This window comes from Litchfieldella anticariensis FP35 = DSM 16096, from assembly GCF_000409775.1.
Classification (GTDB): domain Bacteria; phylum Pseudomonadota; class Gammaproteobacteria; order Pseudomonadales; family Halomonadaceae; genus Litchfieldella; species Litchfieldella anticariensis.
Genome location: NZ_KE332388.1, coordinates 573,793 through 594,253, shown reverse-complemented (window position 1 = coordinate 594,253; position 20,461 = coordinate 573,793). Strand labels below are relative to the sequence as shown.

General features: G+C 61.2%; 14 protein-coding genes. 9 read left to right on the top strand and 5 right to left on the bottom strand.

Annotated features, from left to right (window positions below; translation table 11 throughout):
• Positions 1–4 precede the first annotated feature (4 nt).
• The 9 genes from L861_RS09645 to L861_RS09605 all read left to right on the top strand — a co-directional run bounded on the left by L861_RS09645 (position 5) and on the right by L861_RS09605 (position 11,008).
• The gene (locus tag L861_RS09645) at positions 5–1,864 is read left to right on the top strand and encodes an IucA/IucC family protein (RefSeq protein ID WP_016416886.1); all 1,860 of its coding nucleotides are present in this window, start codon (positions 5–7) and stop codon (positions 1,862–1,864) included.
• Entirely contained in the window at positions 1,858–2,631 is a 774-nt protein-coding gene (locus L861_RS09640; RefSeq protein ID WP_016416885.1) for an HpcH/HpaI aldolase family protein, read from the top strand. The genes L861_RS09645 and L861_RS09640 overlap by 7 nt, the downstream gene beginning before the upstream one ends.
• Positions 2,628–3,884: a type III PLP-dependent enzyme gene (locus L861_RS09635; protein WP_016416884.1), complete on the top strand. Its 1,257-nt coding sequence runs from the start codon at positions 2,628–2,630 to the stop codon at positions 3,882–3,884. The genes L861_RS09640 and L861_RS09635 overlap by 4 nt, the downstream gene beginning before the upstream one ends.
• Positions 3,881–5,836, top strand: a complete 1,956-nt coding sequence (locus L861_RS09630; RefSeq protein WP_016416883.1) for an IucA/IucC family protein — start codon at positions 3,881–3,883, stop codon at positions 5,834–5,836. Before L861_RS09635 ends, L861_RS09630 begins: the two co-directional genes overlap by 4 nt.
• 52 nt (positions 5,837–5,888) lie before the next feature.
• Positions 5,889–6,842, top strand: coding sequence for an ABC transporter substrate-binding protein (locus L861_RS09625; protein WP_016416882.1), 954 nt, complete (start codon positions 5,889–5,891; stop codon positions 6,840–6,842).
• Positions 6,843–6,846: 4 nt separating this feature from the next.
• Positions 6,847–7,851, top strand: a complete 1,005-nt coding sequence (locus tag L861_RS09620) for a FecCD family ABC transporter permease (protein ID WP_016416881.1) — start codon at positions 6,847–6,849, stop codon at positions 7,849–7,851.
• A complete protein-coding gene (locus L861_RS09615; RefSeq protein WP_016416880.1) occupies positions 7,848–8,885 on the top strand; it encodes a FecCD family ABC transporter permease in 1,038 nt (345 codons plus the stop codon). The genes L861_RS09620 and L861_RS09615 overlap by 4 nt, the downstream gene beginning before the upstream one ends.
• A gap of 33 nt (positions 8,886–8,918) precedes the next feature.
• Positions 8,919–9,542, top strand: a complete 624-nt coding sequence (locus L861_RS09610) for an RraA family protein (protein ID WP_016416879.1) — start codon at positions 8,919–8,921, stop codon at positions 9,540–9,542.
• Positions 9,543–9,664: 122 nt separating this feature from the next.
• Positions 9,665–11,008 carry an IS1182 family transposase gene (locus L861_RS09605; protein WP_035568093.1) on the top strand — a complete coding sequence of 448 codons (1,344 nt, stop codon included), beginning with the start codon at positions 9,665–9,667 and terminating at the stop codon, positions 11,006–11,008.
• A 237-nt stretch (positions 11,009–11,245) separates the two neighbouring features.
• Here L861_RS09605 and L861_RS09600 read toward each other — a convergent pair whose 3' ends face one another.
• The 5 genes from L861_RS09600 to L861_RS09580 form a co-directional block, all read right to left on the bottom strand.
• On the bottom strand, positions 11,246–13,384 hold the full coding sequence (locus tag L861_RS09600) for a TonB-dependent receptor (RefSeq protein WP_016416877.1): 2,139 nt from the start codon (positions 13,382–13,384) through the stop codon (positions 11,246–11,248).
• A 283-nt stretch (positions 13,385–13,667) separates the two neighbouring features.
• Positions 13,668–15,806 (bottom strand): TRAP transporter permease, encoded by a 2,139-nt coding sequence (locus L861_RS09595; protein ID WP_016416876.1) that lies wholly within the window; start codon positions 15,804–15,806, stop codon positions 13,668–13,670.
• A gap of 227 nt (positions 15,807–16,033) precedes the next feature.
• Complete coding sequence (locus L861_RS09590; RefSeq protein ID WP_016416875.1) at positions 16,034–17,062, bottom strand: TAXI family TRAP transporter solute-binding subunit; 1,029 nt, start codon at positions 17,060–17,062, stop codon at positions 16,034–16,036.
• Between the two features lie 199 nt (positions 17,063–17,261).
• Entirely contained in the window at positions 17,262–18,647 is a 1,386-nt protein-coding gene (locus tag L861_RS09585) for a sigma-54-dependent transcriptional regulator (RefSeq protein WP_016416874.1), read from the bottom strand.
• A complete protein-coding gene (locus L861_RS09580; RefSeq protein ID WP_236617141.1) occupies positions 18,640–20,379 on the bottom strand; it encodes a sensor histidine kinase in 1,740 nt (579 codons plus the stop codon). Before L861_RS09580 ends, L861_RS09585 begins: the two co-directional genes overlap by 8 nt.
• Between the last annotated feature and the right edge of the window lie 82 nt (positions 20,380–20,461).

Sequence of the window (20,461 nt, the reverse complement as noted above, 5' to 3'; positions counted from 1 at the left end):
ATCCATGGAATCCATCTCTCAAGCCGAACCGCAAACCAATACCAGCCATTGGCAGCTGTTGTCGTCACCAGAATATAGCCGTGTGGAGCAGCGCGTCATTCGCCAGTTGATCCAGGGGCTGACGTTCGAGGATGTCCTGCCCATCGTCGAAAGCGAAGCGCCAGGACAAAAGGGGGCGCGTTACATGACGCTGAGCGGACATGATGTCGCTGGCAACGATGTGCGTTATACCTGCGTGGGCGCACGCAAGGCGAGTTTCGGGCGTGTGCGTCTGAAGGCATTGCCTGTGCAGCGTGTGGCGCCGGATGGCACCAAAACCGATGCTACGCTGGTGGGTTTCCTGACCGAGGTCATGGCTGAAATCGTGCCGGCGGATCGCTTTCCGGCATTCATGGACGAGCTTCAGCAGACGCTGCTCAAGGACGTTCAGTCACGGGTGTTGAGTGGCATGCCGACGACCCCGGACCTGAATTGGGATCACGATGCCTGGGAAGGGCGACTTCAAGAGGGCCATCCCTATCACCCCAGTTACAAGTCACGGATCGGCTTCACGCTGGCCGACAACGCCGAGTACGGCCCCGAATTCCAGCGCGACATCCGTCCGGTGTGGCTGGCCATTGCCATCGGTGATTGCAAGGTGTCCGCCTCGGTAGCGATTCAGCCTGGTAACTTCCTGCGTGAGGAATTGGGTGAAGCAACCTGGCAACGTTTTCGCAAGGTGCTCGTCGATCAAGGCAAACGTCCTCAAGACTACGCTTTCCTTCCCGTGCATCCCTGGCAGTGGTCGCGCAGCATTCTGTTGAACTACCATTCCGAGCTGGCGGCGGGGCGTATCGTCTATCTGGGGCAAGCCCAGGATGCCTATCGTGCCCAGCAGTCGATTCGTACCCTGGCCAATGCCACCTGTCGCCAAAAGGCCTATCTGAAGCTGGCGCTAAGCATCACCAATACCTCGACCAGTCGTATTCTGGCGGCCCATACCGTGCAGAACAGCGCCCGAATCAGCGACTGGTTGCATGACCTGGTTGCACGGGATCGCGATGCTCGCCACACGGGGGTCGTCATTCTGCGTGAGGTGCTAGGCGTGGCCTACGATGACTCACGCCTTGCCGACTCGCGCCGTGCCCTTGCCTATGGCTCCTTGGGGGCCGTGTGGCGCGAGAGCCTGCATCGTTACCTGAAAGATGGCGAACGTGCCCTGGCGTTCAATGGACTGACGCAACTGGCCGGCTCGGGCATGCCGATGATCGATGGCTGGATCCGTCAATATGGCGTGGTGGCCTGGACCCAGCAGCTACTGGACGTCACGGTAACACCGTTGATCCATATGCTTTATGCCCATGGCATCGGCCTGGAGGCGCATGGCCAGAACATCCTGTTGATTCACCGCAACGGTTGGCCCGAACGAATCGCGCTGAAGGATTTCCACGATGGCGTACGTTACAGCGTGACGCTGCTGGCCGAGCCGCAACGCGCACCAACGCTGGTACCTGAACCGGCCAGCCACGCCGCCGTCAACCGCAACTCCTTCATCCAGACCGACGATGCCGATGAAGTGCGAGACTTCACCTACGACGCCTTCATCTTCATTTGTCTCACCGAACTCTGCCTGTGTCTTGAACAGTATCACGGCCTGAAAGAAGCCGATTTCTGGGCGATGACCGCCGATGTGATCCACACCTACCAGGCGGCGCATCCGGAGCTGGCCGAACGTTTCGCGATTTTCGACCTGTTCGCTGAAACGGTGAACATCGAGGAACTGACCAAGCGCCGCCTGTTCGGTGATGGCGAGTTGCGCTTCACCACGCGCGCCAATCCGCTGTATCCCTTCCGGGCCGTTGGCGAGGAGCGGGCATCATGCTGAAGGCCAATCGGTTGAAGCGCCAACTTGCTCGAGGCGAGCAGGTCGTCGGCCTGTTCGCCTCGATCCCCACGCCGATCACCATCGAGATGATCGGTCACGCGGGGTTCGACTTCGTGATTCTCGACACCGAGCACACGCTGGTGAACCCCGAGACCCTGGAGAACATGCTGCGCGCCGCCGAACTAGTTGGCCTCACCGCGCTGGTAAGGGTGGCAACGACCGATGCCCGCACCCTGGTGCCGATTCTCGATGGCGGCGCGCAAGGGATCGTGCTAGCCAATGTGCAAAGTGCCGAGACGTTGCAGGCGCTGTATGACAACGTACGCTTCGATCCCTTGGGCAAGCGCAGCATGAACAGTGGCCGTCCTGGCCGCTTCGGGGCGGACGATCTGGTCGATTATCTGCACCGTGCCAACGACGAGATCATGATCGTGCCGATGATCGAAAGCCAGGCGGGCGTGGACAATCTCGAGGCCATCCTGCAGGTGCCTGGCGTCGACATGGTGTTGGAGGGTGCCGCCGATCTGTCTCAGTCGCTGGGGATGCCCTGGCAGACCGAAGCGCCGGCCGTGACCCAGGCACTGGATCGGGTCTTCGACACCTGCCGGCGCGCTGACATCCCATTCTGCGCGATCCCGCGCAGCGAACAGCGTCGCGACGACTGGCAGAGGCGGGGCGTCAAGGCCTTCGTGCTGGGTGACGAGCGCGGTATTGCCTTCCGGGCCTTGCAGGCGAAGGTGAAGCCATATCGGGAGGACGAGAGATGAGGTTGTCTCCCTTGTCCCGAGGCGTCTCCCAGCGCCTTGCCGAGTTATGCGAAGTGAATGGCGATGCTCGGTCCGATGACATTCGCGAGCCGGTTTGTGCTTATCTCTACGACTTGGACGCACTGGCTTCTCATGTCGAGTCATTGGTGACGAGCCTGCCGTCACCTTGTCGCCTGTTCTATGCCGTCAAGGCCAATCCCGACCGGCGGATCATCGCCGGTCTGGCCCCGTTGGTGGCTGGGTTCGAAGCCGCTTCGATCGGCGAGATACGCATCATTCGCGAGGTCTGCGAGTCCTGCCCAATCATCTTCGGCGGCCCCGGCAAGAAAGATGCGGAAATCGAGGAGGCCCTGCGGCTTGGCGTGTCGAGAATCCATGTCGAAAGCCTGCACGAGCTGCGCCGTCTGCAACTCATCGCTGAGCGTCGACGGCAGGTCGTTCCCATCCTGCTGCGCGTGAACCTGCACGACGAACTGCCGGAGGCCACCGTGACCATGGCGGGTCGGGCCACCCAGTTCGGCATCGACGAAGAGCAGTTGCCGGCAGTGGTGGAGGAGGTGAAGCGCAGCTCGGCCGTCAGGCTCGACGGCTTCCACATGCATTCCATCTCGAACAACCTGGATGCGCACCTGCATGCGCGTCTCGTCGCCACTTATCTGACTCGTGTGCATGACTGGGCGCAGCGTTTCGATCTGGATATCCGCTGTGTCGATGCCGGCGGCGGCTTCGGTGTGTCCTATGACGAACGGCCTGACTTCGATTGGTCGGTATTTCTGAGCGAGTTGTCACAAGTGTTGGCCGACAATCCGTTGCCAGAGGCGACATTGATTTTCGAGCCGGGCCGTTTCCTTAGCGCTTTCTGTGGTTATTACGCGGTCGAAGTCATCGATATCAAGACCAGTCACGGGCGGCATTACGCCATCGTACGTGGAGGCACCCACCACTTCCGGTTGCCCGCTTCCTGGAAGCATGATCACCCGTTCGAGGTCATCGCCCGCCACGACTGGCCTTATCCTTTCGCCCGGCCCGGCTTGGAAGCCCAGCGAGTGACACTGGTCGGGGAGTTGTGCACGCCCAAGGACGTCCTGGCAGCGGAGGTGGAAGTCGCACGGCTGCGTGTCGGTGATCTGCTGGTCTTCCACCGCGCCGGTGCCTATGGCTGGACCATCTCGCACCATGACTTCCTCGGACATCCCCATCCCCTGCACCTGTATATAGAACGACGTTCCGCCGATAAGGAATTCGCGACATGAACCAGCTTGCTTCATTGCCAAATGTCTCGGCACTTGCCGACAACGCCGAGCACATTGCGGAAGAGCGCATTTTCAGCGATCTCATCAATACACTGCTGGCTGAACGGTTTCTCGACGATCAACTCGTTGATTGGCTGACGCCCGAGGTTCTGGGGCGATTGCTGTCGTTGCCCGATGGTCCATTCTGGGAATGGCCGGTGGGAACGAGTTGCCTGCGTTGGTGGGTCGACCGTGATGCAAAGCAGGCCATCGTCTTCCCCGTGAAGAAGGCCATCGTCCAGCCATACCGTTATGTGCCGTCGGGTGGAGTTTTCTCGGTGCGCTTCCTGGATTCAGGGGATATTGCCGAGCCATGGCACAAGCTGACACCTGTCGAGTTGCTGCAGCATGTAATAGCCGTTTGTCTCAACGAGCATCAACGACAGCAGAAGGGCGTCGCCAATGTGTTGGACTTGTTGGCCACCACGCAGTGGCAGTTGCGCCAGTCGATAGCCGGCTCGACAACCGAGCGCAACTTGCTGGGCTTGTCGACGGCCCAGTGCTTTCAGGCCCTCGAGCGCCGCGCTGCGCTGCGTGACCGACCCTTTCACCCGGTGGCCAAGGCCAAGCAGGGGCTGGATGAAGCGAACCATGAATACTATGCAGCGGAGTTCGACCGGCCCATGACCCTGCGTTGGATCGCGATGGACCGCCGCCAATTGATGCTGGGAACGCAGGCAGTTGCTGGCGAGATGCTTCACGAGCCGATGGACCTGATCCTCACGGCGGCCGAACGCCAGGCCATCGAAGCGGAAATGGCCAGTCGCGGCCTGGCACGCTCGACTCACCTGGCGATGCCGGTGCATCCCTGGCAAATGGAATATGGCTTGCCCGAGCATTTGTCGGAGATGTTGGCCAAGGGGGATGGCATTCCCCTGGAAACCGCCGGCGGTGTTTTCCAGGCTACGTCGTCGCTGCGCTCGCTGGCGCCGATCGACAGTGGTCGGCATTATCTGAAGCTGCCGATGGCGGTCTTTTCGCTGGGGGCGGCTCGTTACTTGCCGGCGGTCAAGCTGATCAACGGCGAGCGTGGCCAGACCATGCTCGAGCAGGCCAAGCCACTGGATCCAGTGCTGCAAACCCGCCTTCATCTGTGTGAAGAGCGTCAATGGTGGTCGTACATGCCGGAAGGCAGTGGACTGTTCGACGATCCGCCCCGGCATCTCGGCGCGATGGTACGGGAATACCCGGCCACCCTGTTGGAGGACCAGGGCGTGCGTCTGCTGCCCATGGCGGCGCTCGGCGTTCCCTTGTTTCGCGATGATGGTCACTTCTTCGACGACTGGCTACGTTATCGTCAGTTGCCGGAGAAAGCCGATGCCATCGAAGGCCTTTTCGGGGAAGTGTGCTCGGGCTTCTTCGATATCGTGCTGCGCCTGTATCGCCTGGGGCTGATGCCGGAAATTCATGGGCAGAATGCCGTGCTGGTATGGCGCGATGGTCATATCGATGGCCTGCTGTTGCGTGATCATGACTCGGTACGGCTGCACCAGCCCTGGCTCGACCGGAATGGCATCGACGATCCTGACTACCAGATCCGTCCCGGCTATTCGAACAGCCTATACAACGACAGCCCTCGCGACTTGCTGTTCTATCTCCAGACACTTGGCATTCAGGTCAACCTGTGCGCCATTATCGAAACGCTGGCGTTGCATTACGACGTCGAGGAAGCCTCGCTATGGCGTGTACTGCGGGGGTGTCTGAAAGATCGGATCGCCCAACTGCCATTCACGGCGGAAGAGCGGAAAACACTGCAGGCGGTGTTGTTCGATGATGTTCGGTGGCCGCTGAAATGTGTGCTGCGGCCCTTGCTGGAACAGCAGGGCGTGCCCGGTAGCATGCCATCGGGGAAGTCGACGTTGCCGAATCCATTTCGCAGCGAGGCTTTTTTGTCGGCGGAAGGAGTGCGTTAGCGGGCGTAAACCTGTATAACGTGACGCCGTATTTCCGTTGCGAACGATTATCATGAGCTTTACATGTCGTGGGTTCCGCCAGTGGGGGGCTGCGCTTCTCCTACTGGCGGTTGCCGGTTCAAGCCAAGCCGGGCAGGCGCGCACGATCGAGCATGCTTTTGGTGAAACCCATATCGATGGCGCGCCTCAGCGCATCGTGAGCCTCTATCAGGGCGCCACGGATACGGCTGTGGCCTTGGGGATCGAACCGGTGGGCGTCGTCGAATCCTGGACGGAAAAGCCCATGTACCGCTATCTGCGCGATGGTTTGTCGGATGACGTCCAATACCTGGGGTTGGAAACCCAGCCCGATCTCGAGTCCGTCGCCTGGTTGGCGCCGGATCTGATCGTTGGCGCCCGTTATCGTCACGAAGCGGTCTATCCGCTGCTGTCGCGTATCGCCCCTACGGTGGTGCCGGATACCAGCTACGACTTCAAGGCCATGTTGGCACTGATGGGAGAGGCGACCGGACGCGAGCGGAGGGCACAGGCGCTGCTCGATGACTGGGAGGCCAGGGTGGCCGACTTCCGTCGTCAGGCCAAGGTGAAGCTTGGCGATGCCTGGCCGCAGACGGTGGCGGTGGTCAGGTTTCGTAGCGATCATGCGCGCCTTTACCACGAAGGCTTCGCCAGCAGCATCCTCGACGAACTGGGCTTTCAGCATCCCGATACCCAACAGCAATCGGGATGGGGCATCAAGCTGACCAGCCGCGAGAGCATCCCGGCCCTGGACGCCGATGTCATCTTCGTGTTCATGCGCGAAGAGGATCCCGCCGTGATCGAGACCTATCGGCAGTGGACCCAACATCCGCTGTGGCAAAACCTCGAAGCGGCGCGCCAAGGTCGGGTCTACCGCGTGGATCCCGTCATCTGGAGCATGGGCGCCGGCATTCTGGCCGCCAATCGCCTGCTCGACGAACTCTATGCCCACTATGGCCTGGAACCAGGCCGCGACACACAGGAGTGATGGGGTGCTGAAGACACGCACAGCCAAGATGTTGGGCCTGCTGTTGGGTGTAGTGCTGATGCTAGGCGCTTGGCTCGCCAGCTTGGCGTTGGGGTACACCGAAATTCCCCTGGGCACCTTGGTGGACGCTTTCTTCGCCTATGACCCAAGTTCGACGCAGCACTTGATCTTGCGTACCGAACGTCTCTCCCGGGCGGTGATCGCCGCCGTTGTGGGTGCCAGCCTGGCGGTGGCCGGGGCGCTGATGCAGACCCTGACACGCAATGCCCTGGCTGCACCCAGCATCCTTGGCATCAATGCCGGCGCCATGTTCTTCCTCGTGGTGGCCAGCACATGGTTCACCCTGCGTGCGCCGCTGACCTTCGTCTGGGCAGCCTTCCTCGGGGCTGGCGTCGCTGCGCTGTTGGTCTACCTGCTGGGGCGGCAGGGGCAGAGCGGGGTATCGCCAGTTCGCGTGGTGCTGGCCGGAGTCGCGATTACCGCATTGTTCGTCTCCTTCGCCCAAGGGTTGCTGATCGCCAATCAGGAGCAATTCGAAAGCATCCTGTTCTGGCTCGCCGGCTCGGTGGCCGGCCGGGGCATGGAAATGGTGGCACCACTGCTGCCGTTGTTTCTTGTTGCCGCCATTCTCTGTGCCGCATTGACCCGTCAGCTCAACGTCCTGGCTCTCGACGACGAGGTGGTAAAGGGGCTGGGGCAGCGTTCCGGCCGTGTCAAACTACTGGCGGGAGCTGTGGTCATCGTGCTAGCCGGTGGCTCGGTGGCGGTAGCCGGTATGATCGGCTTCGTGGGGCTGATCGTACCGCACATGGTACGTAGCCTGTTCGGACGCGATCACCGCTGGGTATTGCCTGGCTGCGCATTGCTGGGAGCCGGCTTGCTGCTGACCGCCGATACCCTGGCGCGCTTTCTGATGCCTCCCCAAGAGGTGCCGGTAGGAGTGATGACGGCCCTGCTGGGCACCCCATTCTTTCTGTATCTCGCTCGTCGCAGGAGCCAGGCACTATGAGTCGACCGATCGTGCTGCGTAGTGCCAAAGGGCGTCTGGCGTTGCGGTTTGACCGACGTACCTTGGTGGTGACGGCGTTATTGGGGCTGGGACTTGTGGCCAGTGCCTTTGTGTCGCTGTGTCTGGGCAGCCGTCCTTCCACCCCGACGGCCGTGCTCGAGGCGCTGCTGTTTCCCGCGCGCAGTGACATCGCGCTGATCGTGCATGAGATTCGCCTACCGCGGATACTATTGGCGGTGATGGTCGGTGCTTCCCTGGCGGTGGCTGGGCTGATCCTGCAGGGATTGGTGCGCAATCCGCTGGCATCGCCGGATGTCATCGGCATTACCGGGGGCGCCTCGGTGGCTGCCGTGGCGTTCCTGACACTGGGAGGTGCGGCGTGGGGTGAGGCCTGGTTGCCGATGGTGGCGATGGGCGGTGCTGTCTTGGTCGCGCTGGGAATCATCGCCTTGGCTTGGCAACGTGGCGTGACCCCAGCGCGATTGGTGTTGATCGGCATTGGTATCGCGGCGGCGCTGGGTGCCGTCACCATGCTGATGATCGTACTGAGTCCAGATAGCACGTCGATGCAGGCCTACGTATGGCTGACCGGCAGTCTCTATGCGGCGCAATGGCATGAGGTGGTGGGGATGTTGCCTTGGGTGGCGGTCTGCCTGCCTCTGGCACTTAGTCAGGCTCGTCAATTGGATGTACTCGCCTTGGGCGACGACATGGCGACCGGCCTGGGCAGTGCCGTGCAGGGAAGTCGCCTGATGCTGCTATTGCTCAGCGTGGCACTGGCCGGTTCGGCGGTGGCCTTCGCCGGTGGCTTGAGCTTTGTCGGACTGATTGCCCCCCATATTGCCCGCCGCTTGGTCTCCCGTAGCGTTACCGGCCTGATGCCAGTAACGGCACTGATCGGGGCTCTGATCCTGCTTTATGCTGATTTGTTGGGGCGGACCGCATTCATGCCCCAGGATCTGCCGGCGGGTATCTTCGTCGCCGGGATCGGGGCCCCCTTCTTTGTATATCTGCTCTATCGCTGGCGCCAATAGGCCTTGTCCGAAAACTGGTAAAGAGAAGAGTCCATGTTCGATATTCAGCCCCGCGTGGTGGGCGCCTCGCCGTCGTTGCTGTCGCGTTATGAAGAGATTGCGACATCGACGCTTGGCCATTTCACTGACTTCGGGGCAATTACCGGCCTCCAGCCATTGCGCCGCCCCGTGCGCTTGCTGGGCAATGCCTTGACGGTGCGTATCCCGCATATCGACGGCAGTGTCATTCGTCGTGCACTGGAGATGGCCTGCCCGGGAGACGTGCTGGTGATTGACATGTCGGGCGACGAGCAGCGAGCTTGCTGGGGCGAGCTGCGTAGCTATGCGGCGTTGCGCAAGGGGCTGGCCGGCATCGTGACCTCGGGGTGTGTGACCGACGTACAGCAATTGGCAACACTCGACCTGCCGGTCTATTCGCGTGGTATCAGCCCACTGACGACACGTGCGTTGGAGCTGGAAGGGGAGGTCAATACGCCGGTGTCGATCGACGGAGTAACGGTAAACGCCGGCGATCTGGTCATCGGCGATGATGACGGCCTGTTCGTGTTGTCTCCGCCGCGAGCCGAAGCTTTGGCATCCCAGGCCATCGACAAGCAATGCCAGGAGGAAAGTCGACGCCGGCAACTCATGGCGGAATATCCCGAGTGGTTTCGCTGAAGCGTCGCTAGTATCGTCAACCATGAAAAAAGCGGCGACCAGATGGTCGCCGCCTCAGATTGCTGACACAGATTGCTGACAAAGTCCTGGCCCTTCGGCCAGGACTTTGTTGTTATTAGGGAATGCTAAAAGATCCCGGTCCTACCCAACACGAGCTGGAGATGGTCACGCTGGAAGAGCTGGTGCCTTCCGATCATCTGCTCCGGCGCATCGATGCCATCATCGACTTCTCCTTTATCCGCGACGAGACCCGTCACTTGTACTGCGAGGACAACGGTCGCCCCGCGCTGGATCCCGTTCTCCTGTTCAAGGCGCTGTTCATCGGCTACCTGTTCGGCATTCGCAGCGAGCGCCAGCTCGTCCGCGAGCTTCAGGTGAACGTGGCCTATCGCTGGTTCCTGGGCTTGCGTCTGACCGACAAGGTGCCGGACGCCTCGACCTTCAGCCAGAACCGGCGCCGGCGGTTCCGTGACAGCGATATCGCGCAGCGACTGTTCGATCATGTGGTGGAGCAGGCGATGCAACAGGGCCTGGTGGGCGGTCGTGTCCTGTACACCGACAGCACCCACATCAAGGCCAATGCCAATCGCCGTCGTTTCACGATGCAGGAGGTGGAGACGACACCGCAGGCCTATCTGGCAGAGCTGGAAGAGGCGGTGGTCGCCGATCGGGAGGCTCACGGAAAAAAGCCGCTGCCGCCTCGTCGAGAGGCGGAACCCGAGCCCACCGCCAAGAAGATCAGTGATACCGATCCCGACAGCGGCTACATGGTGCGGGAGGGCAAGCCCAAGGGGTTTTTCTACCTGGATCACCGAACGGTGGATGGCAGGCACGCCATCATCACCGATGTGCACATCACGCCCGCGAGCGTGCACGACAGCGTGCCCTACCTGGAGCGGCTGGATCGCCAACGCCGACGCTTTGGATTCGATTTGGCCGCCGTTGGGGTGGACGCCGGTTACTTTACCGCCGCGATTTGCCAAGGGTTGGAGAAGCGCCAACTTTACGGTGTGATCGGTTATTGTCGGCCCAGCAAGCCGAAAGGCATGATGCCGAAACGCCTCTTCGTGTATGACGCCGATCAGGACGGTTACCGCTGTCCAGAAGGCCAGACGCTGCGTTATGCGACTACCAACCGGGAAGGCTATCGTCATTACCACTCGGACCCGGTCTGGTGCCGGGAGTGCCCACGCCTAGCGACTTGCACACGCAATCAACACTACCGCAAGACGGTGACTCGCCACGTCTGGGAAGACGCCAAGGAGCGGGTGGGGAGCCGCCGGCTGGAGCCGGTAGGCAAACGAATTTACGAGCGCCGCAAGGAGACGGTGGAGCGCAGCTTCGCAGATGCCAAGCAACTCCATGGGTACCGCTATGCTCGCATGCGGGGAATCGCTGGAATGCGAGAGCAGGCCTTGCTCTGTGCGGCAGCGCAGAACCTCAAGAAAATGGCCTTGGCGGCCTGAGAGGGGCCCGGTCGTCGAATTTTCCTTCCAGCGACACCTTCAGGAAGCCCCATACTCGCTTGAGAGCGCCATTTTCTGCCTCTCGAGAGATAAATCGTGTTGTAGCGCTCCCTTCCGTCGCGAGCAAAGAACGCGAGCGTAGAAACACAAACCCCGCAAAAAATGCGGGGTTCGTCAGCAGTCTGACGCGGCGACCAGATGGTCGCCGCCTTTTTCGATCTTCATGGCGAGAGCCGATCAGAAGTCGAGCTGATAGCCCACCGTGAAGGTCCGGCCACGGCCCTGAAAGTACTGATCGTCACCACCTCGTGCGGTCTGCGAGTAATAGGTGAAGTAGTCTTTATCCAGCAGGTTCTCGATGCCCACACTCATCTGGCCTACGGGCAGTCGATAGGCCAGGGAGGCGTCGACGAGGCTATAGCCGTCGAAATGATGCAGGTCTGGATCTTCCTGATCCTCGAAGGTGTCGCTGAAGAAGTGGCTGGCTTGCAGGTGAGTGGCAAGCTTGTCGGTCCAGCTCGCGCTCCAACCCACGGTGAGGCGCTCGGGCGCGATATTGATGCCGGTCAGTTCGGTATCGACATCGCCGTCGCCATCCGTGTCGGACTTGCCTCGCGTACGGGCATAAGACAAGCGCAGGCCGTGATCGTCGGTCAGTTGGATCTCACCGCTCAACTCGACGCCCTGGATCTCGACCTTTTCACGGTTGGCTACGAAAGTTCCGCCCTCTTCTGTCAGGCGTTGACCGAAGTCGGAATCGGATTCGTAATAGCTCAGCTCGAAGTTATAGCGGTCCCAGCCGAATCGGGTACCGATTTCACGGTTATCGGTCACGATGGGCTGCAGTTCCAGGAGAGTGTCGACATCCTGTCCGGTGGCGTCGATACCGCGCAGCACTCGGCCCACGTCGGGCATGCCGAAGCCTTCCGAATAATTCGCGAACAGCTGGGCCCAGTCGGTCACCTGGTAGACAGCACCGAAATTGTGCAGTGTCTCGTCGAAATCAGGGCTGCCTCCCTCGACGGTCACGCCGTTCTGAGACGCAATGGTCTGGTAGGTATCGACGTTGAGCTTGGCATATTCCTGACGTATCCCGGCATGCAGCGTCAGGTCGTCGATCAGTTCGTAATCCCCTTGCAGGAAAACGGCGTAGTTGCGGAATTGTGTCTCGGGCACATAGGTACGGCCTGTTTGCACCAGCAACTGCTGTGTTTCGTCCTGGATCAGGTCGAGACCGGTGGTCAGGTTGAGACGGTCATTGAACATGCCGCTACGGTTGATGGTGAACTTGGCACCGAGCTTGTCGGACTCATTGCGCGACTGATCGAATAAGGTGCCATCCGGGGCAATGGAAGGGTCCTGGAAAGTGGGAATGACACTTCCCCCGAACTGGGCACGAAAGCGCTGGTAGTAAAGCTTGGCATCGAGCTCGTTGCCGAACCAATCAGCATGCGAGTAAGACAAGCCGGTAGTGGTGGCCTCGTTGTAGGCGGGATCGCCCTCTGGATCCCCTTTACGCGATGTCGTTGGCTCGCCCGTGGCCCGATTGCCTTCGACGGCAATGTAATCGCCATTGTTGTCTAGTTTGAAGTGATTGAGCGAAAACTCGAGATTCTGGTTGTCGTCCAGCCAGTAGCCGAGCTTGGTGAAGATGTCATAGCTGGTCGAGTCCTGGATCTCGCCTTGGGTACCGTCGATACCGATATTGCGACCCTCGCCATCGCGGAAAATGCCGCGTTCCTGCTGGGTGACAGCGGCAAGATAGTCCCACTTACCCTGCTGACCATTGATCAGGTAGCTCAGCTTGTGGCCAAGCCCTTCTGAATCGAGCTCGTCGTCGAAGGTCAGACTGGCCGAAGCATGTTGGTTGACTTCCCCGGGTTCGGCACTTTTGGTCACGAAGTTGATGATTCCGCCGGTAGCCCCCAGGCCGTGCTCAGCGCTGGCACCATGAATGACTTCGATGCGCTCGACCATCGCAAGATCGATGGTGTAGCTGTCTCGAGAACTGTCACGCAGTGGGTTGGATTGAGGGATGCCATCGATCATGAACAAGGGATCGCGGCCGCGAAAGGTTTCGCCAGAGTTGGTCATTTTCTGGCGACTGGGCGAATAGCTGGGAATCAGGTTGCTCAGGACCTGGCCGCGATCGCTGGTGATGGCCAGCTGCTGCTCGATCTGTTCACGCGAGATGACGGTGACCTTCTGCGGCGTTTCGCCGGCGACGCTCTTGTTGCGTGTCGCAGTCACGACTACCGGTGATAGTTCGTTGGCGGTGTCTTGCTCGGTGGCCGATTGAGCGAGTGCTGCGGAAGGCAAGGCAGAAAGAACGGCGGGTATTAGCCAAGTAACGTTGGGCTGCCGGGGATGTGACATGTCAACGGGTGTCCCTTTGCTGGTCCGTGGATCACGGTTTGTATGGTGTTTTCGCTGATGCTGAATAACAGACGCTGCAAATGATAATGTTTTGCGTTTGACAGTGCAAACGCGTTGCATTACTTTTCGTAGAGTTATTCTCAAGGGGAATAGCGTGTGCCGATCGCATTGCGGTAGCGCGCAATGCTGCCTCCACGGCAGGTCGCAAAGCCAGAAGCACGACGCCCGGCCAATGGCCGGGCGTCGTGCGTTGTATCGTCACTTTCGTGACTGTCTCGATTTCCTATGAGGTCGTTACGGCTGGGGTGGCGGTACGTCCGGCCCGTGAACTCCACAGCAGCGTACCCAGGAACAACATCAGGCCCAGGGCATCCAGCGCCAGTTCTCCATGCGGCCACAGCATCAGGGCGCCTATGGGGAACATGGCCAGGCGCATCCACCAAGGCAATTCGTGCTCGAGATAGCCCTCCATACCAGCGATGATGGCGTAGATCCCGAACAGGGCGAAGACGAACACGATGGTCATCTCAAGCGGCGTGCCACCGATCAAGGGTGACCAGACGAACAGCAGCGGGATGATGTAGAGCCCCTTGGCGATCTTCCAGGCAGTGAAGCCGGTGCGCATCTGCGGCGTATTGGCGATCGCAGCAGCGGCGAAGGCGGTGAGGCATACCGGTGGCGTCACGTTGGAATCCTGGGAGAGCCAGAAGATCACCATATGGGCGGCCACCAGCAGCATGGTCAGGGTATGGGGTGACAGCGCCTGCTCATACAGTTGGCTGCGGAAGTCATCCGGTACCACTGCCAACAGTTCCTTGGCGCTGGCAGCGTCCATGGGGGCATTGAGGGCATCCAGGCTTTCCGGGGCCGCCAGCATGAAGATCGCGCGGGCCTGTTCGGGCAGGTCGCCAGCCATCAACAAGTCCAGCAGCTGTTCCTGGGCCATGAGGCCATAGAGGGCCGGTGCCGAGAGGGTACCCAGTACGATATAGGCGGCCGTGACCGGCAGCCCCATCCCCAGGATCAACGAGGCGACGGCGATCAGCACCAGGGTGATCAGCAGGCTGCCACCGGCCCAGTCGGTAATCATCAGCGAGAAGGTGTTGCCGATGCCGGTGGTGGAGACCACGTTGACGATCAGCCCCACGGTGATCAGCAGGATCGCGGTGGTGATCATGTTGCGGGTACCCAACGACAGGGCCTCTAGGATCGCCTTTGGCGTCATTGGATTCTTGGATAGCCAGGACGCCACGACCACCGAAAGAATGGCAATGCCGGCGGCATAGGTCGGGGTGAAACCGTAGATCAGCGACGCTACCAGTATCACCAAGGGTAACAGGAAGTGCCAGCCGCCTTTGAGCACTTCGATCAGGCGGGGGCCTTCTTCGGTCTCGACATGCTGGGCATTGCTGCGCTTGGCCTCGATGCGCACGAACATCGCCACCGAGAGGAAGTAGAGCAGTGCCGGCAGGGCGGCCACGCCGATGATGGTGAGGTAGGAAACCTGGGTATACGACGCCATGATGAAGGCACCCGCGCCCATCACTGGAGGCATCAATTGACCACCGGTGGAAGCCGCAGCTTCGACCCCGGCGGCGAAGCGCGCCGGGAAGCCGGCCTTGCGCATCAATGGAATGGTGATCACCCCGGTGGAAACGGTGTTGGCGACACTGGAGCCGGAGACGGAACCCATCAGCCCCGAGGAGAACACTGCCACGAAGCCAGGCCCGCCGATGAAGCGCCCGGCGGCGCAGCGGGCCAGTTCGATGATGAAGTCGCCGGCACCGGAGCGGACCAGGAAGGCACCGAACAGGATGAACATGAACACATAGGACCAGGAAATGCGGGCAATCGAGCCCAGCATGCCGTTGCCACCCAAGTAGCTACGGTAGAGCACCGTTTCCCAGTTGAGACCGGGGAACCCGAACACTCCACTCACGTATCGACCCCACCAAGCCACATAGGTGAGCGCCACCAGACACAGCAGCGGGATGAACCAGCCGGTGGTACGGCGGGCGAATTCCAGCACCAAGGCCAGGGCGGTGATGGAAACGACCCAATCGGCGGTGGAGAAGCGCATGCCCCGGGCGTAGAGGGCATCCTCGAAGCCGATCAGGTAGAAGGCACAGCCCAGTGCGGCCAGACCGAGCAGGATATCGATGACCAGCACCAAACGTGATCCGCTTGCGGAGCGGGTCTTGAGCATCGGTACCGACAGTGCGCAGAGCAACCCGAACATGCCGAAGTGCAGGGCGCTGACCCACACCTCGGAGAGGGTGCCCAGGGTATTGAAATAGAGATGCGACAGGGCCACGACGATGGCCAGGGCGAACAGCACGCGGCCAAGCCAGGGATGCGCGAGGCGCTCTGGTGCCTCGCTGGCGGCTTCGTCGCGCACTTCAGGGGAAGGCGTTGCGTTCATGGGCGTTACTCACGGAGCTGGCGTGGATGGGGAATAGTGCCGCCGGCAGTGTCACGTGGCTTTGCCGGGGGCAGGCTTTCAGCGACACGGGGCTGTTACCGGTGACAAGCCTCCGAGAAGGCGCTGTGGACCCCTCCCTGGGCGCTACATCCTTCATCCCTGAAGGATGACCTTCTCTCCGGCTTGTCCCCGGCCGCCCCTTCGGAGACTTGCTTCACCGTTCTTGCTTATCCCTCCAGCAGATGCTCGGGGATCTCCAGCCCTTGCTCCTCGAAATAGCGTGCCGCGCCTGGGTGCAGCGGCATGGGCAGGCCGTCCAGGGCCTTTTCCAGGGCCATGGCACGGGTTGCCGGGTGAATGTTGTTGAGGAAAGGCAGGTTCTCAAACATCGCCTTGGTGATCTGATAGACGTGCTCTTCCGGCACATCGGCATTGACCACCAGGATGTTGGGCTGGGCAATGGTGTGGACCGGCTCGTCCTGGCTGGGATAGGTGCCGGCGGGTATCTCGTAGGGGGTCCATACCGGATATTCGCGGTTGATACGCTCGAGCTGTTCCGCGGTGACCTCGAGAATGGAGATATCGTCCCCGATGTTGGCGAAGGCGCTGGTCACCGCTGAGGCCGGTGCGCCGGCAGGGATATTCATGCCATCGATATTGCCGTTCTGCATCGAGTCGGCGCTGGGGCCATAGCCCAGGTAAGCGAGGTTCATCTGCTCCGGGTCGATATCGAGGCCGGCAAGAATTTGCCGACCGGAGCCTTCTGTGCCCGAATTGCGGGCGCCGATGGAAAAGCCATGACCGTACAGATTGGTCAGGTCATCGATGGTGCCACTCTCGAGAAGCTCGTTGCGCACCACGAAATGCTCCACGTTCTGCCACAGCATGGAGATGGAGCGCACATTGTCGTAGGCCTTGGGTACCGGGCCGGTGCCATTCCACGCCCAGGCGCCGTAGAGGGCCTGAAGGATGCCGAACTGGGCCTGACCGTCATCCATCAGGCGCAGGTTCTCGGCGGAGCCGGCGGAGCTGATGGCGGAGACCGAAATGTTGTGGGTTGGCTCCAGCTTGACCCGCACCAGGGTCGAGAGGGCTACGCCAACCGGATAAAAGGTGCCGCCGGTCGTGGCGGTACCCATGATGTATTGGCCGCCACCATTCTCGGTTTCTTGGGCGATGGCGCTGCTGGCAGTGACGCCGAGCAGGCCGGCGGTGGCGAGACACAGAGCGGACTTGAGGAACTGGCGCTTATGCATGGCGTGTTCTCCTATCGATGGGAGTCTGTTGTGGTTGTGCCCCATATCGATAGCGATAAACTTGCCAGACGATACCAATTCTTATTTATTTCAATGGCTTGAACGGTTTTTGGGCAGGCTGGTAACCGGATCGTCGGTGGTTATCGGCCATTTCTTGCCGATGGCAACGCTCGCATCGGCAAGAAATGGCCGATGGCCGTCACGATGGTGGCTTTTCCTGTTCGCTCGCGCCGATGAAGGCCTCGCGACGCAGTCCGTGCTTCTGCATCTTCTGGTTGAGGGTGCGGCGTGGTAAATCCAGTTCTTCGAGGACCGCCTGGATATTGCCGGCGTGTCGGCTCAGGGCCGAACGCAACAGTGCTGCCTCGAAGGCAGCCAACTGCGCTGCCAGCGAGTCTTCGTGTGCTATGTCGCCGTCGCCCAGTTGAGGAATCTCCAGGCCCAGCACGTAGCGGGTGGCCGCATTGCGCAGCTCGCGTAGATTGCCTGGCCAGTGATGTCGCTCCAGGGCCCGCAGCAGTTCGCCATCGGGCTCGTGGAGGGGGCGGTCGTGCACCTCGGCGGCCTGGCGACAGAAGTGGCGGAATAGCAGCGGAATGTCTTCGCGTCGCTCGCGCAGTGACGGGATGCCCAGTTCGGCAATCGCCAGGCGATAGTAGAGATCCTCGCGGAACCGTCCTTCGCCGGCCAGCGCCAAGAGATCCACCTTGCTGGCCGCCACGACCCGCAAGTCGACCTCGATCACACTATTGCTGCCCAAGCGAGTGACTTCCCCCTCTTGGAGAGCACGCAGCAGCTTGACTTGGGCGGCCAAGGGTAGCGACTCCACTTCATCGAGAAATAGCGTGCCGCCGCTGGCGTGTTCCAACTTGCCGATGCGCCGTTCCAGCGCGCCGGTGAAGGCGCCTTTTTCATGGCCGAACAGTTCCGACTCGATCAGCTCCGGGGCAATGGCGCCGCAATTGAGGGCCACGAACGGCGCCTCCCGTCCCGGACCGAAGTCATGCAGACAGCGCGCTACCACTTCCTTGCCACTGCCGGTTTCGCCTTGCACGAGGACATTGGCCCGTACCGGTGCCAAGTTGGCCAACTGCTGGCGCAGACGCACCATGGCTGGTGCCTGCCCCAGCAGCCGAGTGGCCAACCCACCTTCACGCAGGGCGTGCCGTAACCGGCGGTTTTCGAGCGCCAGACGGCGTCGTTCCAGTGCACGGCGCACGCACTCTTCGAGGCGCTCCGGCTCGAACGGCTTTTCGACGAAATCCCAGGCCCCGGCACGCATCGCCGACACCGCCATTGGCACGTCGCCATGACCGGTGATCATCACCATGGGCGGCGGTTCTTCCAGAGCCTGTACCTCACGCAGCACGGCCATGCCGTCGAGCCCCGGCATTTTCACGTCGCAGACCAACACCCCGCATGCATCGCCAGACTGGAGTGCCTCTAGGGCCGCCTGGCCACGTGAAAAGGTCCGCACCTTGAGTTCCGAGAGCTCCAGCCACTGGCTCAGGGATTCGCGTACGTCGGGATCGTCGTCCACCAACCACACCGGCAGTGACGTGGCAGGTGCCATCTCATCAGGCATGGCGGGGGCCTCCTTCAGCCTTCGGCAGCTCTACCTGGAACCAGGCGCCTCCTGCCTCGCGGTTACCGGCGGTGATGCGACCATCCAGATCCTGGACGATGCCGTAGCTGATGAACAGCCCCAGGCCCAGGCCATCGCCGACTGCCTTGGTGGTGTAGAAAGGATCGAAAAGCCGCTCCAAGGTCGCTTCATCGATGCCCGGTCCGTTATCGGCAACCGTGATGACCCACCGCCGGGGCTCGTCGTCGAGAGTGATCTCCAGGCGTGGCGTCTCGACGCCGCGCAGGGCATCGAGAGCGTTGCGCAGCAGGTTGGTCAGCAGTTGTTCGATGCGTACCTCGTCCCCGGCGACCCGGATCGTATCGTGGGGGACATTGGCCGGAAGCGTGACGTGCAATGTGACTCCCTGGCGCTGTATCCGCTCCTCGAGCAGCTCGAGGACGAAATCGAGCCGGGCGGCCAGTTCCACTGGCTCGCGGGCGCCGCCCTTGCGGGCGAACAGCTTGAGCTGGCGGATCAGGGTACCGAGCCGCTCGCAGAGGGTCTGGATGCGGCGAAAATTCTCTTCGGCGGCTTGGGTTCGCTCACGATGTAGCAGTCGCTCGCCATTGGCGGCATAGGTACGAATGCCCGACAAGGGTTGGTTGAGTTCATGAGCGATGCCGGCGGCCATGGTGCCCAGTGCCGCCAGCTTGCCGGCCTGGACCAGTTCGGCCTGGGCTTCCCGAAGCTCCCGGGTACGTTCCTCCACCCGCGCTTCCAGGCGCTCATTGGCTTCGCGGATGATGCGCGATTCACGGTCGCGCAATCGCTGACGTTTTTGCCGTTCGCGCAACCACAGCCCCAGCAACAGCAGTGCCAGTGTTCCGCCCGCTGCTACCAGCAGGGCATTACGTGCACTGGCATAGAGGGGGCGTACCGGTACCAGGTAATGCATGGTCCAGCCCAGCGTGGCCAGTTCGAGTGGCTTGGTCAGATAGCGTTCGCCAATACCCTGGTTTCCGATGCTCAGCGTCCCATCGCGCAGGCGCTCGCCCAAGGGATCCAGAGGCTCATCCATGAACTGGCGCTGCTCGCGGATCTCGAGCATGGCCTGTTCGGAGAGCTCACCGAGACGGCGGTAACGCCACTCCGGTCGGCTCGACAGGATCACCACACCATTGGCATCCGTCAGTAGCACGTTTTCTCCGGCTTGCCGCCAGCTTTCCTGCAGTGACTCAAGGGAGACCTTGAGTGCCAACACCCCTTGGGAGCCGGTGCCCGCCGGGTTATCGACCGCTGCAGAGACGAAGTATCCCGCCCTCCCGGTGGTGCTGCCGATGGCAAAGAACTCTCCGATGCCATTGTCCATGGCATCTCGGAAGTAGGGACGAAAGGCGTAGTGGTGACCCAGGAAACTATCGTCTTCGGCATGATTACTGGCGGCGATCGTCACCCCTTGCGCATCCATCAGGAAGATCGCTTCGGCGCCCGAGCGCTCGGCCACCAGCGACAAATAGTCGTTGGCCTGTGTCGCCAGGAGTCTCGTTTCGTCGGTCAGGGCCGCCTGGATCAGTGTCTGCTGGGCCAGCAATCCCGGAAGATAGGCAAAACGCTCGAGGGCGCCTTGCAGGCTGCTGCTATACAGCGTCAGCCGGTTGTGGGCGTGGCGTTCAGCTTCTCTGGCGGCTTGAGTATATTGCCAATGCCATACCGACCACAGCCCCACGGCTACCAAGACCGCCAAGCTCACGAGACCTGCTATTCGCCAGACTCGGAAGTGGCCGTGTTGGCTCATGGTGCCAGCCATCTGACAGTGTCGGGGGCAATTCGCT